Origin of the sequence: Alysiella crassa DSM 2578, from assembly GCF_000745955.1 — a bacterium.
GTDB classification, from domain to species: domain Bacteria; phylum Pseudomonadota; class Gammaproteobacteria; order Burkholderiales; family Neisseriaceae; genus Simonsiella; species Simonsiella crassa.
In genome coordinates this window covers 1-12,585 of the sequence record NZ_JQKH01000029.1, presented here as the reverse complement: position 1 = coordinate 12,585, position 12,585 = coordinate 1, and the positions used below count along the sequence as shown (strand labels likewise).

Sequence of the window (12,585 nt, the reverse complement as noted above, 5' to 3'; positions counted from 1 at the left end):
AAAGTATAAAATTTATTCACAAGGGAATCTATGTGATTCAATTTCTATATGACTCGTTGAGCGTTTATAACGTATATCATGACCTTTCATTTCATGGAAATTTAAGTAATGACGTTCATTGTCATCAATCTTTAATATTTTAGGCAAATCTTTATAAGCATTTGAATTAAATGTTACAGGGAAATCGTGATATTGATAAATATTATAGTGCAAATTATTTCTTCTGCCATCTAGTTTTGTATCAAATTCAACTAATTTCCATTGTCCATTTATTGCTTTATATTGTTTGTAATACAATTTTGCTCCCCATTCTGTACATAATTCCCCAGCTCGTTTTGTAACAATATACCAAATCCCATCTTTATCTTTATCTAAAAGAAAAATAAATTCATTATTAGACCAAGTAGGTGGTGCATTCAAGCCTTTTGTATCAAGTATACGCAGTGAACTGTGTCGATTTTTTTTAGTACGTTCCACCAAAATAATTGAACCATCAGCCAGCCGTACTTCTTCCTGCCATGTGTGTGGTGGATATCGGTTAGGTCGGGTAAAGGGAAAGAAAAATTGTATGACTTGAATCGTTGTTTTCAAATTGCTCTCTATAATTCGTGTCATGTTTTCAATGGGTTTACACCCACTCAACCCCAAAACAATCGCAAAACAAACAAACCATTTTTTCATGATATTTTCTCATTTGGAGATTCTTTAAAAAGAAAAAGTAAAACAATTATCATCACTTGTCAAGCAATTTACAGGCAGCCTGAAAGTTCATAATCTTGTTGCTTATCAAATATTTTCAGCCTGCCCACCCCAAAATTTCGCGTATAATTTCATTTTCCTCAAAACCATCAAATTGCCATGACCGAATTAAGTTTTGAAACCGCATTGGCGCGGCTAGAAGCCATTACGCAAGAAATGCAAAATCAAGCACTTGGATTAGACCACGCGCTCGCACTGTATCTGGAAGGCAGCGAATTAGCCCAGTTTTGCCAACGCAAATTGGCTGATGTGGAACAACAATTGCACCTATTTGATAATCAGCAATTAAAGGAGCTAAACCTAGATGAATCCTGAATTAAAACAATGGCAACAACGTGCCGCCGCCCAAACCGAAATCTTATTAGAACGTGCTTTGCCCCAGCCCACCCAGTCGCCCGAAACCCTACACGAAGCCATGCGCTATGTAACGCTGGGTGGCGGCAAGCGTTTGCGCCCTTTGCTGGTTTTTGCGGCGGCGGAATTGGGCAATTCGGTTCAGGCTGCCTGTGAAGCGGCGGCGGTGGCGGTGGAGTGCATACACGTTTATTCGCTGGTGCATGACGATATGCCCGCTATGGACAATGACAGCCTGCGGCGCGGCAAACCCACTTGCCATATCCAATATGACGAGCCAACGGCTTTGTTGGTGGGCGATGCTTTGCAAACTTTGGCGTTTGATGTTTTGTCTGTGCCAACGGATTTGGCGGCGGCGCGACAAATGCGTATGCTCAATGTGTTGGCACGGGCTTCGGGCAGCGTGGGCATGGCGGGCGGTCAAGCGATTGATTTGGCGAATGTGGGCGCGGATTTGTCGCAAGCCGAATTGGAAAATATGCACAGCCTGAAAACAGGCGCATTGATTCGTGCGGCGGTGGCGTTGGGCGGTTTGAGTTGCCCCGATTTGAATGATGAACAATTGGCGCGTTTGGACGTGTACGCCAGCAAACTGGGTTTGGCGTTTCAAGTGATTGATGATGTGTTGGACTGCGAAGCCGACACCGCCACGCTGGGCAAAACCGCAGGCAAAGACAGCGAAGCGAATAAACCCACTTATGTGAAATTAATGGGTTTGGCGGCGGCGCGAAAATATGCGGAAGATTTGGTGGCGCAAGCGGTGGACGCGCTCGCACCGTTTGGGGAGCGCGCGGCGCGATTGCGTGAATTGGCGGAGTTTGTGGTGGTGCGGCAGAATTGAGTTGTCCGCAATAAAAAAAGGCAGCCTGAAAAGTTTTCAGGCTGCCTTTTGTTTTGGTAGCTTGGCTTGTAAACTCAATATGGTGATGGGTTTATTTTCAGGCAGCTCCGTAGGGTGCGTACCACGCACCAAATCCCCACAAAAATCATTTTTTCGTGAAAATTCGGTGTGCACGGCGCACCCTACATTTTGCCGTCCGCTAGGACTTTCAGGCAGCCTGAAAATCAACTCTCCACATGTTCAGGCAAAAATCCGCCCGATTGGTGCGCCCACAATTTCGCGTACAAACCGCCTTTTGCCAACAATTCCGCGTGGCTGCCTTCTTCCACGATTTTGCCTTTGTCCAGCACAATCAATCTGTCCATTGCCGCGATGGTGGACAATCGGTGGGCAATCGCAATCACCGTTTTGCCGTCCATCATCTTGTCCAGACTTTGCTGAATGGCGGCTTCCACTTCGCTGTCCAACGCGCTGGTGGCTTCGTCCAACAGCAAAATGGGCGCGTCTTTCAACATCACACGCGCAATGGCAATGCGTTGGCGTTGTCCGCCCGACAATTTCACGCCGCGTTCGCCAACGTGTGCGTCATAGCCTGTTCTGCCTTTTGCGTCCGACAGTTGTGGAATGAAATCTGCCGCTTCCGCTTTTTGGGCTGCCTGAAACATTTCTTCGTCCGTTGCATTGGGGCGACCGTAAACAATATTGTCGCGCACCGAACGGTGCAACAAACTCGTGTCTTGCGTAACCAAACCAATTTGAGCGCGTAAACTTTCTTGCGTGATGTCGTTGATGTTTTGACCGTCAATGTGGATTGCGCCACTTTGCGGCTCGTAAAAACGCAACAGCAAATTCACAATCGTGGATTTGCCCGCGCCACTTCGCCCAATCAAGCCGACTTTTTCGCCCGCCTTAATGTTTAAATTGAAACCATTGAGCAAAGGCTTACCGCTTTCGTATGAAAAATCAACGTGTTCAAAACGGATTTCGCCACGTTCCACTTTCAAAGGCAGGGCGGCGGGTTTGTCCAAAATGGTGTGCGGTTTGGACAATGTGGTCATGCCGTCTGTTACCGTGCCGATGTTTTCAAACAAAGCCGCGCTTTCCCACATGATGTATTGCGATAAACCGTTGATGCGGAACGTCATCGTAATCGCCACCGCCACCGCGCCAGCCGACACGCTGCCTGAATGCCACAACCACACACCAATCACGGCAGTGGATAAAGTCAAAAACGCATTCACGGCAAAAGTGCAAGTGTCCAACAAAGTTGCCAAACGCATTTGCGCGTGAACGGTTACCATAAATTCTTCCATGCTTTCTTTGGCATAACGCGCTTCGCGTGCGCCGTGCGAGAAGAGTTTAACCGTGGCAATATTGGAATACGCATCGGTAATGCGACCCGTCATCAGGCTGCGTGCGTCTGCTTGGCGTTGGGCGGTTTTGGCGAGTTTGGGAATGAGCAATCTCATCGTCAAAGCAAACAACACCATCCACAAAATAAACGGTACGAGCAACCAGCCGTCCAGCGCAACCAAAATCACGCCCGTACTCAAAAAATACACGCCCACATACACCACCATGCCCACAATGGTCATGACCACTTCGCGCACCGCCAACGCGGTTTGCATGACTTTGGCAGACACGCGCCCCGCAAATTCATCTTGGTAAAAACCCAGCGATTGCGCCAACATCAAACGGTGGAAATTCCAACGCAAACGCATGGGAAACACGCCTTGCAAAGTTTGCAAACGCACCACCGAATTGAAAAATCGCCACACCACCGACAAAATCAGCACCAAAGCCATGCCAAACAACGCCCAACCGTGTTCGCCAAAAAAGGTTTGGGGGGAAGACGCGCCCAGCCAGTCCACAATTTTGCCCATAAACTGAAACAGCAGGGCTTCCAAAATGCCCATGCCTGCGGAAAACACCGCCAGCACCAAAATCCAGCCACGCAAACCGTCTATGCACGACCAAATAAAGGGAAACAGCCCTTTGTTGGGGGTAACGGGTTGGGTGTCGGGATAGGGTTCAATGCGGCTTTCAAACCATGTGAATAATTGGGTTAATTTTTGTTTCATCGTCATCATTTCTGGATAAGTTTAGGCAGCCTGAAAATTTCAGGCTGCCTGATTGAATTAAATAAAGTTTTGTATTTTAACGCAAGCACATCAATGGGAAAAGGGCGAAATCAGTTTGTTTGGCAATTATGTTGCTGGAATCTCGCTTAAATCCAAATCTTCGCGCCAATTTTCAAAATCGTTTTCTGAATAGGAAATGAAAACCACATTTTTGATTTCACAAACCGTCTATGATTTGCGGTGCAAATTAAAGTGCCTAGTTAGCCAATAACGAGGCAGCTTTAGTTTATCAATTTGGTTTTTTCATAACATGATTTCGCCTACGATTCTTCGCAGGCTATGAACATTTTTTAACACAATTCCTGCGTATAATCGCGCTTTCCCATGTTCAGGCAGCCTGAAAGTCAGTTTGCCTGATTTTTTAAACTTTTTGATACTAAGGAACTTTTATGTGCGGTATCGTTGGCGCCATTCGCGCAAATCACAATGTGGTTGAATTTCTCACAGACGGCTTGAAACGTCTGGAATATCGTGGCTATGACTCATCAGGCATTGCCGTGTTGCAAGACGGCAAAATCAAGCGCGTACGCCGCATTGGTCGCGTGGCAAACATGGAAGCCGCCGCCCACGACAAAGGCGTAAACGGACAAATCGGCATTGGACACACACGCTGGGCAACGCACGGCGGCGTAACCGAACCCAATGCCCACCCCCATATTTCGGGCGGCAAAATCGCGGTTGTCCACAATGGCATTATTGAAAATTTTGAAGCGGAACGCAGCCGTTTGCGCGAATTGGGTTACGAATTTGAATCGCAAACCGACACCGAAGTGATTTCCCACAGCGTGCGCCACGAATACGAACAAAACGGTGGCGATTTGCTCGCCGCCGTTCAGGCAGCCTGCGCCCGTTTTCATGGCGCGTATGCCATTGCTGTGATTGCCCAAGACAATTTTGAAAACATGGTGGTGGCGCGTATGGGTTGCCCTTTGCTGGTGGCTTTGGGCGAAAATGAGACGTTTATCGCGTCCGATGTGTCGGCTGTGATTGCGTTCACGCGCCAAATCAGCTATTTGGAAGACGGCGACATTGCCTTGCTCAACGCCAATGGTTTTGTGAAATTGTTGGACAAAAATGGCAGCGAAATCCAACGTGAAATCAAAACATCGGGTTTGTCGCTGGCTTCTTTGGAATTGGGCGTTTACAACCATTTCATGCAAAAAGAAATCCACGAGCAGCCACGCGCCGTTGCCGACACAGCCGAAGTGTTTTTGGACGGTGGTTTTATTCCCGAAAATTTTGGCAAAAACGCGCCACAGGTTTTCCAAGAAATTGACAGCATTAAGATTTTGGCGTGTGGCACATCGTATTATTCCGCTTTGACCAGCAAATATTGGCTGGAATCCATCGCCAAAATTCCCACCGATGTGGAAATCGCCAGCGAATACCGTTACCGCGATGTCATCGCCAATCCGAAACAGTTGATTATCACGATTTCGCAATCGGGCGAAACGTTGGACACGATGGAAGCCTTGAAATTCGCGCAATCTTTGGGACACAAACACAGCTTGTCCATTTGCAATGTGATGGAATCGGCTTTGCCGCGCAACAGTGAATTGGTGTTGTACACACGCGCTGGGGCGGAAATCGGTGTCGCGTCCACCAAAGCGTTTACCACACAATTGGTTGTTTTGTTTGGTTTGGCGGTAACTTTGGGCAAAATGCGTGGTTTGGTTTCCGATGAAAAATTGGCAAGTTACACACAGGAATTGCGCGAGCTTTCAGGCAGCATTCAGCACGCTTTGAACCTTGAACCGCAAATCGCGGCTTGGGCGCAGAAATTTGCGCAAAAATCCAGCGCATTGTTCTTGGGTCGCGGCATTCATTACCCGATTGCTTTGGAAGGCGCGTTGAAATTGAAAGAAATTACTTATATTCACGCGGAAGCCTATCCTGCTGGCGAATTGAAGCATGGTCCATTGGCTTTGGTTGATGAGAATATGCCGATTGTGGTGATTGCGCCGCACGATGGTTTGCTGGACAAAGTGAAAGCGAACATGCAGGAAGTGTCGGCGCGTGGTGGCGAGCTGTTTGTGTTTACCGATTTGGACAGCGATTACACCAGCGACAGCGACACGGTGCATGTGATTCGCACACCGCGTCATGTGGGGACTTTGTCGCCGATTGTGCATACGATTCCTGTGCAGTTGTTGTCGTATCATGCGGCTTTGGCGCGTGGCACGGATGTGGATAAACCGCGCAATTTGGCGAAATCGGTTACCGTAGAATAATCATCGCCAATTTAATTCAGGCAGCCTGAAAATCACAAAAATGGTTTTCAGGCTGCCTGAATTTTTGTTAGACTACTGGGCAAGTCTTTTTTAGGAGAACAATCATGATGAAGAAAATGAGTGCAGTTTTGCTGTCGGGTTTGTTGGCGAGCCAAATGGTTTGGGCGGAAACAGGTAAGAAAGACGCCGAAATCTTTGGGGCAACACTTTTTGGTTTTGGCGATGGGACGGCACAATCTAACGATAAGGAAGTATGGGCAGGTGGAATTGGTGGTGTAAGAGAACCAATCAAAAAACCTGTTTACCAATTAACCAGCCATGTTTTGGACATCAATTCGGGCATTCCTGCTGCCAATGTGAAAATTGAACTGAAAAAATGGCAAGCTGGCGGTTCGTGGAAATTGCTGGACACCAAATACACCAACGACAACGGTCGTATTCCCGATTTCCTGCCCAAAACCGATGGCAATGACAATGCCAACGATGGCACTTACAAACTGGTTTTCCACACGGCGGATTATTATGGTAAATTGAATGTGCCAACTTTCTATCCGTATGTGGAAGTGGCGTTCAACATCAAGGGCGGCAAGCATTATCATGTGCCGATTACCTTGTCGCCATTTGGATACAGCACTTATCGCGGCAGTTAATATTTTTGTTTTGTGAATCAGGCAGCCTGAAAAATCATCCATAAAAATGGTTTTTCAGGCTGCCTGTATTTTTGCGCTAAAAACCTGTGGATAACTTTTGTATTTTTAGTTTAATTATTTGAATTATTTTAATAAAAATATAAATTTCTCCTGTGGATAAGTCTGTGGATAAGCTGTGAGTAAGTTGTGGATAAACTGTGGATAAACTGTGGATAAGTATGCAGGCTGCCTGAATCAGATAAAAAGGTTTACAATCTAAATTTTCACATTCAGAAAGTTATCCGCAGATGAAAACAGTTGTATTATTGAGCGTATTGGCATTGTCGGCGTGTACTTGGGAATTCGCGACCGACCAACACGGCAAAACGCAAATTCGCCAGAAATACCCCACAGGCGCAGGCGTGTATTACACCAATGGCGCGGCTTCGCAAAATACGCATTATCATGAAATGCGCCCACAACAACACGTTGTGTTACCCGATTGATGGTTTTTTCAGGCAGCCCCTATATTCGCAGGCTGCCTGAAATGTTAGAATTGCCCCATTTTTTAAAATCAATATTTATCCAAATTTACAAGGAACCCCAAAATGTCGCTCAATGTCATCATACTCGCTGCGGGAAAAGGCACGCGCATGTATTCCAAATTGCCCAAAGTGCTGCATAAAATCGCAGGCAAATCCATGTTGGAACACGTGATTGATACCGCCGAAACGCTCAAACCCAGCAATATTAATGTGGTTATCGGACACGGCAAAGAACAGGTTTTGGCACAGCTTGCCCACAAAAAAAACATCACTTGGGTAGAACAAACCGAACAATTGGGTACGGGTCATGCCGTGAAAATGGCTCTGCCGCATATTCCGCCTTATGGTCGCACGCTGGTGTTGTATGGTGATGTGCCTTTGATTAACACAGAAACTTTGGTGGATTTGCTGGACACGGCTGGCGAACAAGTTGCCCTATTAACCGATGTTTTGAACAATCCCACAGGCTATGGGCGCATTATCCGCAACCGTGAAGGCAAAGTAGAAGCCATCGTAGAAGAAAAAGACGCGCGTATTGAACAAAAAGCCATTCGTGAAATCAATACGGGCATTTTTGTTTTGCCCAATAAAAATTTAGAAAATTGGCTCAATGCCTTAAGCGCGGAAAACGCGCAAGGCGAATATTATTTAACCGATGTGGTGGGTTTGGCGGTGCGCGATGACGTGGACGTGTTGCCGATGGCGGTACGCGCTTCGTATTTGGCGGCGGGCGTAAACAATAAAATGCAATTGGCAGAATTGGAACGCATTTATCAAAATCGCCAAGCCAGCGAATTGCTCAAACAAGGCGTAACCCTGCTTGACCCCATGCGTGTGGACATTCGGGGCAGCCTGAAATGTGGGCAAGATGTGATTATTGATGTGAATGCTGTGTTTGAAGGCGATGTGGCATTGGCTGATGGCGTGCAAATTGGCGCAAATTGCGTGATTAAAAACGCGAAAATTGGCGAAAATACCGTGATTGCCCCGTTTAGCCATTTGGAAGATTGCGAAGTGGGAGCAAATGCTCAAATTGGTCCATTTGCCCGTTTGCGCCCCAAAGCGGTGTTGGCGGACGAAGTGCATATTGGCAATTTTGTGGAAGTGAAAAACACCACCATCGGCAAAGGCAGCAAAGCCAACCATCTCACTTATTTGGGCGACGCGACCATTGGCACGAAAACCAATATCGGCGCAGGCACGATTACTTGCAATTATGATGGCGTGAACAAATACCAAACCGTGATTGGCGATGAAGTGCGTATTGGTTCGGACACGATGTTGGTTGCCCCTGTGAAAATTGGCGACAAAGCCACCACAGGCGCAGGCAGCGTGATTACCAAAGATTGCGAGCCGAATAAATTGGTGGTAGCGCGTGCGCGTCAAACTGTGGTGGAAGGTTGGGTGCGCCCCGAAAAACCCGCCAAAGACCAGCCAGCCGCCGCGCCAGCCGAAACAGAAAAACCAAACGAAGCCGCTAAACCTGCCAACCAGTCTCATTCACGCCGTAAAAACAAACGGTAAGATATTCAGGCAGCCTGAAAATACAACAAAATTCATGTAGGGTGCGCCATGCGTACCAAATAGCTGGAATCATTGAAATATTGTGGTGTTTGGTGCGCACGGCGCACCCTACTGTGATTTTTATCGTGCACCCGAAAGCAGCCTGAAAATAAGGAAATACAATCCATGAATCAAATTTTAACGGTCAAATGCCCCATTTGTGCGGCGGCGGTGGCATGGCTGCCTGAAAACGCGTTTCGCCCCTTTTGCAGCGAGCGGTGCAAATTGACCGATTTGGGCGAATGGGCAGACGACAGCCGCGCCATACCCTGTCCGCCCGATGAATTGGCAGATGAATTTGCCTAGTTCAAATAGTTAATCAGGCAGCCTGAACGTTTTTTCAGGCTGCCTATTGATTTTCTGCAAAATAAGGCTGCCTGAAAACCCAAAAATTCGTTAAAATAGTCAGACACATAATGCAAAACCATTTGATATGAATAAACAATTGCTTGTCCGCCTGTCCAGTATGGGCGATTTGATTCACACCCTGCCTGCGATTACCGATTTGTCGCGCCATCGCCCCGAACTGGAATTGCATTGGTTGTGTGAAACCGCGTTTGCCGATATTGCGCGGCTGCATCCTTTTATTAAACAAGTGCATACGATGAGTTGGCGCAGTTGGCGCAAACAATTGTTTCAGTCGGCGACTTGGCAAGAAATTAATCAGTTGAAAAATAATTTACAAAGTTATCAATTTGAGCAAATTATTGATAGTCAAGGGTTAATCAAATCTGCCCTCTTTGCCAAAATGGCGAATGCGCCGATTGTGGGTTTGGATAAACAGTCTGCGCGTGAGCCATTCGCCGCCCATTTTTACACACAAACGTTTGCCGTGAAAAAAGGCGAAGACGCGGTGTGGCGCAATCGGCAATTATTTGCCCAAATATTTGATTATCCATTGGAAAATGCGCCTGATTTTGGTGTGGTCGTGCCGCCCGAAGTTTCAGGCAGCCTGCAAGATTTGCCCAATGACTATTATGTTGCGCTACACGCGACCAGCCGCGACAGTAAATTGTGGTTGCAAGATAATTGGTTGAATTTATTTAATAAAATATACAAACAAGACGGCTGCCCCATTTTATTGACATGGGGCAATGAAACCGAAAAAGTGCGTTCCGAGCAAATGGCGGCGGCGTTGCCATTTGTGCGCGTTTGCCCCAAATTAAATTTATTACAAGCGGCTGATTTATTAGCAAAATCGCGTGCGGTGGTGGGGGTGGACACAGGTTTGTTGCATTTAGCGAATGCGGTCAATGTGCCTTTGGTCGGGATTTACACCGACAGCGACCCTGTGAAAACGGGAGTGCAAGTATCTGATTGGGCAAGAAATATTGGCAATATTGGGCAAATGCCGAGTGTGAATGAAGTGTTTGATTTATTGCAAATGTGTATGCACAATAAAATTCAGGCAGCCTGAAAAATTATTTTGTTATTTTAATATTATTTTTAATTAAAACAAGTATTTAATATGAAAACTTATTTACTATTGCTTGCCAGTGCGTTGGCATTGACTGCTTGTGGCGATGACAATAAACCAAAAAAGAAAAAGGCGGAAACCCAACAAATTAAGCCGACTGAAACCGCACCTACTGCGCCTGCCCCAGTTCCACAAGCTGTACCACCAGCCACAGTCGCAACGCATGATGTTGCAGAACCCACGCCTGTTGCCTTGCCGACAGACGTGCAAAGTGGCTATAAAGAGTATATTGAAATGCCAATGCAAACAGGATCTGTTACAGCTAATCCGCAAGTAATTAATACATCAGAGGAAATTAGCCAGAGTTTGCCTATGGAAACCCCTAGTAACACGCAAGCTACCACTCCTATGCCACAAAATCCAACGATGATTGAGATGGTTATTGATGGTAAAGTGGTAATGCAACCCTTACCTGAAGGCATGACTTTAGATTTTAGAGAAAATTATTTAAAATAAAAATATTTTTATATTTATGATTACTTAAGTTATTTTTAAGTTGGTCTAAAATCTATGAATACAAAGAAAATTAACCCGAAACATAGCAATCAAGTTCGTATTATTGGTGGTGAATTGCGCGGTCGGAAAATTCAATTTCCCAGTGTTGAAAGTTTGCGTCCCACACCTGATTATGTGCGTGAGCGATTGTTTAATTGGTTGGGACAGGATTTGACGGGGCGGACGGTGTTGGATTTGTTTGCAGGTAGCGGTGCGCTGGGCTTTGAAAGTGCTTCGCGTTATGCAAAACAAGTGCTTATGTGCGAAACCAATCGTTTGGTTGCAGGCTGCCTGAAAGAACACGCGCAGATTTTTAAAGTGCAAGAGCGTGTGCAAATTTGCCAACAAGATGGTTTGCAATTTTTGGCACAGACTACGCAAATATTTGATTTGGTTATGCTTGACCCACCATTTGTGTGGCAAGATTGGGCAAAATTATTTCCCTTATTAAAAGATAAATTATCGCCCGAAGCGCAGCTGTATATAGAAGCGGGCGCGTTGCCCGAATTGCCCGATTGGTTGGTAGTGTTGAAGCAGGGCAAAGCGGGGCAGAGTATGCAGGTGTTGGCACAAATTTCATCTGAAGAATAACAAGCATTCTCAAAGTGTTAAAACGCATTTTCAGGCAGCCTGAAAAACAAAATATGCTATAATTTCGCGCTTTTTTAATTTTACGAGAACACCAAAAATGTCTTTATTCATTACCGATGAGTGCATTAACTGCGATGTGTGCGAACCAGAATGCCCCAATGATGCCATTTATCAGGGCGAAGAAATTTACGAAATCAACCCAAATTTGTGTACGCAATGCGTTGGACACTACGATGAGCCGCAATGTCAGCAGGTTTGCCCAGTTGATTGCATTTTAATTGACGAAGAAAATCCCGAAAACCAAGAACAATTGATGGAAAAATACCATAAAATTATCGCGGCAAAATAAAAATAATCAGCAATAAAACAATATAATAATAAAATAATATCAATTTAGGCTTGACCGAATGCGCGGTGTACCGTATAGTTCGGTTTCTCTTCTGGTGGGATTCCCGAGCGGCCAAAGGGGGCAGACTGTAAATCTGTTGCGAAAGCTTCGAAGGTTCGAATCCTTCTCCCACCACCAAAAATTCCGTATTTGGAGCAGAGACAAGCGGGTGTAGCTCAATGGTAGAGCAGAAGCCTTCCAAGCTTACGGTGAGGGTTCGATTCCCTTCACCCGCTCCAAATAAAAATAACATAGCTACAATTTATCATTAAATTGTAGCTATAAGAATGAATAAGCCCATGTAGCTCAGGGGTAGAGCACTCCCTTGGTAAGGGAGAGGTCGGCGGTTCAATTCCGCCCATGGGCACCATTTTATGAATTTATTTTTGACAATTTATATATTTTGAAGGAATTTTGCCATGGCAAAGGAAAAATTTGAACGTAGCAAACCGCACGTAAACGTTGGCACCATCGGTCACGTTGACCATGGTAAAACCACTTTGACTGCTGCATTGACCACCATTTTGGCTGAAAAATTCGGCGGCACAGCAAAAGCTTACGACCAAATTGA

16 protein-coding genes and 3 tRNA genes are annotated in these 12,585 nt (G+C 45.9%); 15 read left to right on the top strand and 4 right to left on the bottom strand.

Going from position 1 to position 12,585, the window contains the following annotated elements; genetic code table 11:
* Nucleotides 1-12 precede the first annotated feature (12 nt).
* Nucleotides 13-681: a hypothetical protein gene (locus Q338_RS05820; RefSeq protein WP_034292977.1), complete on the bottom strand. Its 669-nt coding sequence runs from the start codon at nt 679-681 to the stop codon at nt 13-15.
* Nucleotides 682-858: 177 nt separating this feature from the next.
* On the opposite strand from Q338_RS05820, the gene xseB reads away from it, so the two are divergent.
* Together xseB and Q338_RS05810 are read left to right on the top strand one after the other, a co-directional pair.
* The gene (gene xseB, locus Q338_RS05815) at nt 859-1,074 is read left to right on the top strand and encodes an exodeoxyribonuclease VII small subunit (RefSeq protein ID WP_034292975.1); all 216 of its coding nucleotides are present in this window, start codon (nt 859-861) and stop codon (nt 1,072-1,074) included.
* Nucleotides 1,064-1,954 carry a polyprenyl synthetase family protein gene (locus Q338_RS05810; RefSeq protein WP_034292973.1) on the top strand — a complete coding sequence of 297 codons (891 nt, stop codon included), beginning with the start codon at nt 1,064-1,066 and terminating at the stop codon, nt 1,952-1,954. The genes xseB and Q338_RS05810 overlap by 11 nt, the downstream gene beginning before the upstream one ends.
* Nucleotides 1,955-1,990: 36 nt before the next feature.
* Here Q338_RS05810 and Q338_RS14420 read toward each other — a convergent pair whose 3' ends face one another.
* Nucleotides 1,991-2,128: a hypothetical protein gene (locus tag Q338_RS14420; RefSeq protein ID WP_156961044.1), complete on the bottom strand. Its 138-nt coding sequence runs from the start codon at nt 2,126-2,128 to the stop codon at nt 1,991-1,993.
* Nucleotides 2,129-2,178: 50 nt separating this feature from the next.
* Nucleotides 2,179-4,035, bottom strand: a complete 1,857-nt coding sequence (locus tag Q338_RS05805; protein WP_034292971.1) for an ABC transporter ATP-binding protein — start codon at nt 4,033-4,035, stop codon at nt 2,179-2,181.
* 449 nt (nt 4,036-4,484) lie between these two features.
* On the opposite strand from Q338_RS05805, the gene glmS reads away from it, so the two are divergent.
* From glmS to glmU, 4 genes are all read left to right on the top strand, one after another.
* Complete coding sequence (gene glmS, locus Q338_RS05800; RefSeq protein ID WP_034292969.1) at nt 4,485-6,326, top strand: glutamine--fructose-6-phosphate transaminase (isomerizing); 1,842 nt, start codon at nt 4,485-4,487, stop codon at nt 6,324-6,326.
* Nucleotides 6,327-6,430: 104 nt separating this feature from the next.
* Nucleotides 6,431-6,976 (top strand): hydroxyisourate hydrolase, encoded by a 546-nt coding sequence (gene uraH / locus Q338_RS05795; RefSeq protein ID WP_211249427.1) that lies wholly within the window; start codon nt 6,431-6,433, stop codon nt 6,974-6,976.
* A gap of 287 nt (nt 6,977-7,263) precedes the next feature.
* Nucleotides 7,264-7,461 (top strand): hypothetical protein, encoded by a 198-nt coding sequence (locus tag Q338_RS05790; RefSeq protein ID WP_034292967.1) that lies wholly within the window; start codon nt 7,264-7,266, stop codon nt 7,459-7,461.
* Between the two features lie 102 nt (nt 7,462-7,563).
* The gene (glmU, locus tag Q338_RS05785; RefSeq protein ID WP_084693549.1) at nt 7,564-9,024 is read left to right on the top strand and encodes a bifunctional UDP-N-acetylglucosamine diphosphorylase/glucosamine-1-phosphate N-acetyltransferase GlmU; all 1,461 of its coding nucleotides are present in this window, start codon (nt 7,564-7,566) and stop codon (nt 9,022-9,024) included.
* A 32-nt stretch (nt 9,025-9,056) separates the two neighbouring features.
* Here glmU and Q338_RS15330 read toward each other — a convergent pair whose 3' ends face one another.
* Nucleotides 9,057-9,191: a hypothetical protein gene (locus Q338_RS15330; protein WP_281268603.1), complete on the bottom strand. Its 135-nt coding sequence runs from the start codon at nt 9,189-9,191 to the stop codon at nt 9,057-9,059.
* On the opposite strand from Q338_RS15330, the gene yacG reads away from it, so the two are divergent.
* The 9 genes from yacG to Q338_RS05740 form a co-directional block, all read left to right on the top strand.
* Nucleotides 9,190-9,369, top strand: a complete 180-nt coding sequence (gene yacG, locus Q338_RS05780) for a DNA gyrase inhibitor YacG (RefSeq protein ID WP_034292965.1) — start codon at nt 9,190-9,192, stop codon at nt 9,367-9,369. The two genes, Q338_RS15330 and yacG, sit on opposite strands and share 2 nt — an antisense overlap.
* Nucleotides 9,370-9,496: 127 nt before the next feature.
* Nucleotides 9,497-10,480: a lipopolysaccharide heptosyltransferase I gene (gene waaC, locus Q338_RS05775; RefSeq protein WP_034292963.1), complete on the top strand. Its 984-nt coding sequence runs from the start codon at nt 9,497-9,499 to the stop codon at nt 10,478-10,480.
* Between the two features lie 51 nt (nt 10,481-10,531).
* Nucleotides 10,532-10,996 (top strand): hypothetical protein, encoded by a 465-nt coding sequence (locus Q338_RS05770; RefSeq protein WP_034292959.1) that lies wholly within the window; start codon nt 10,532-10,534, stop codon nt 10,994-10,996.
* A gap of 54 nt (nt 10,997-11,050) precedes the next feature.
* A complete protein-coding gene (gene rsmD, locus Q338_RS05765) occupies nt 11,051-11,626 on the top strand; it encodes a 16S rRNA (guanine(966)-N(2))-methyltransferase RsmD (protein WP_034292957.1) in 576 nt (191 codons plus the stop codon).
* 97 nt (nt 11,627-11,723) lie between these two features.
* Nucleotides 11,724-11,975: a YfhL family 4Fe-4S dicluster ferredoxin gene (locus Q338_RS05760; RefSeq protein WP_034292955.1), complete on the top strand. Its 252-nt coding sequence runs from the start codon at nt 11,724-11,726 to the stop codon at nt 11,973-11,975.
* Between the two features lie 93 nt (nt 11,976-12,068).
* A tRNA-Tyr gene (locus Q338_RS05755) sits at nt 12,069-12,152 on the top strand.
* Nucleotides 12,153-12,179: 27 nt separating this feature from the next.
* Nucleotides 12,180-12,253: transfer RNA gene (locus tag Q338_RS05750), tRNA-Gly, on the top strand.
* 56 nt (nt 12,254-12,309) lie between these two features.
* A tRNA-Thr gene (locus tag Q338_RS05745) sits at nt 12,310-12,384 on the top strand.
* Between the two features lie 49 nt (nt 12,385-12,433).
* On the top strand, nt 12,434-12,585 hold a 152-nt coding region (locus tag Q338_RS05740), incomplete at its 3' end, for a GTP-binding protein (RefSeq protein WP_034292953.1).

Bases quoted from the DNA above. Each gene is read 5' to 3' on its own strand.
- Q338_RS05820 (WP_034292977.1), bottom strand. From the start codon at position 681: ATGAAAAAATGGTTTGTTTGTTTTGCGATTGTTTTGGGGTTGAGTGGG.
- xseB (WP_034292975.1), top strand. From the start codon at position 859: ATGACCGAATTAAGTTTTGAAACCGCATTGGCGCGGCTAGAAGCCATT.
- Q338_RS05810 (WP_034292973.1), top strand. From the start codon at position 1,064: ATGAATCCTGAATTAAAACAATGGCAACAACGTGCCGCCGCCCAAACC.
- Q338_RS05805 (WP_034292971.1), bottom strand. From the start codon at position 4,035: ATGAAACAAAAATTAACCCAATTATTCACATGGTTTGAAAGCCGCATT.
- glmS (WP_034292969.1), top strand. From the start codon at position 4,485: ATGTGCGGTATCGTTGGCGCCATTCGCGCAAATCACAATGTGGTTGAA.
- uraH (WP_211249427.1), top strand. From the start codon at position 6,431: ATGATGAAGAAAATGAGTGCAGTTTTGCTGTCGGGTTTGTTGGCGAGC.
- Q338_RS05790 (WP_034292967.1), top strand. From the start codon at position 7,264: ATGAAAACAGTTGTATTATTGAGCGTATTGGCATTGTCGGCGTGTACT.
- glmU (WP_084693549.1), top strand. From the start codon at position 7,564: ATGTCGCTCAATGTCATCATACTCGCTGCGGGAAAAGGCACGCGCATG.
- yacG (WP_034292965.1), top strand. From the start codon at position 9,190: ATGAATCAAATTTTAACGGTCAAATGCCCCATTTGTGCGGCGGCGGTG.
- Q338_RS15330 (WP_281268603.1), bottom strand. From the start codon at position 9,191: ATGGATTGTATTTCCTTATTTTCAGGCTGCTTTCGGGTGCACGATAAA.
- waaC (WP_034292963.1), top strand. From the start codon at position 9,497: ATGAATAAACAATTGCTTGTCCGCCTGTCCAGTATGGGCGATTTGATT.
- Q338_RS05770 (WP_034292959.1), top strand. From the start codon at position 10,532: ATGAAAACTTATTTACTATTGCTTGCCAGTGCGTTGGCATTGACTGCT.
- rsmD (WP_034292957.1), top strand. From the start codon at position 11,051: ATGAATACAAAGAAAATTAACCCGAAACATAGCAATCAAGTTCGTATT.
- Q338_RS05760 (WP_034292955.1), top strand. From the start codon at position 11,724: ATGTCTTTATTCATTACCGATGAGTGCATTAACTGCGATGTGTGCGAA.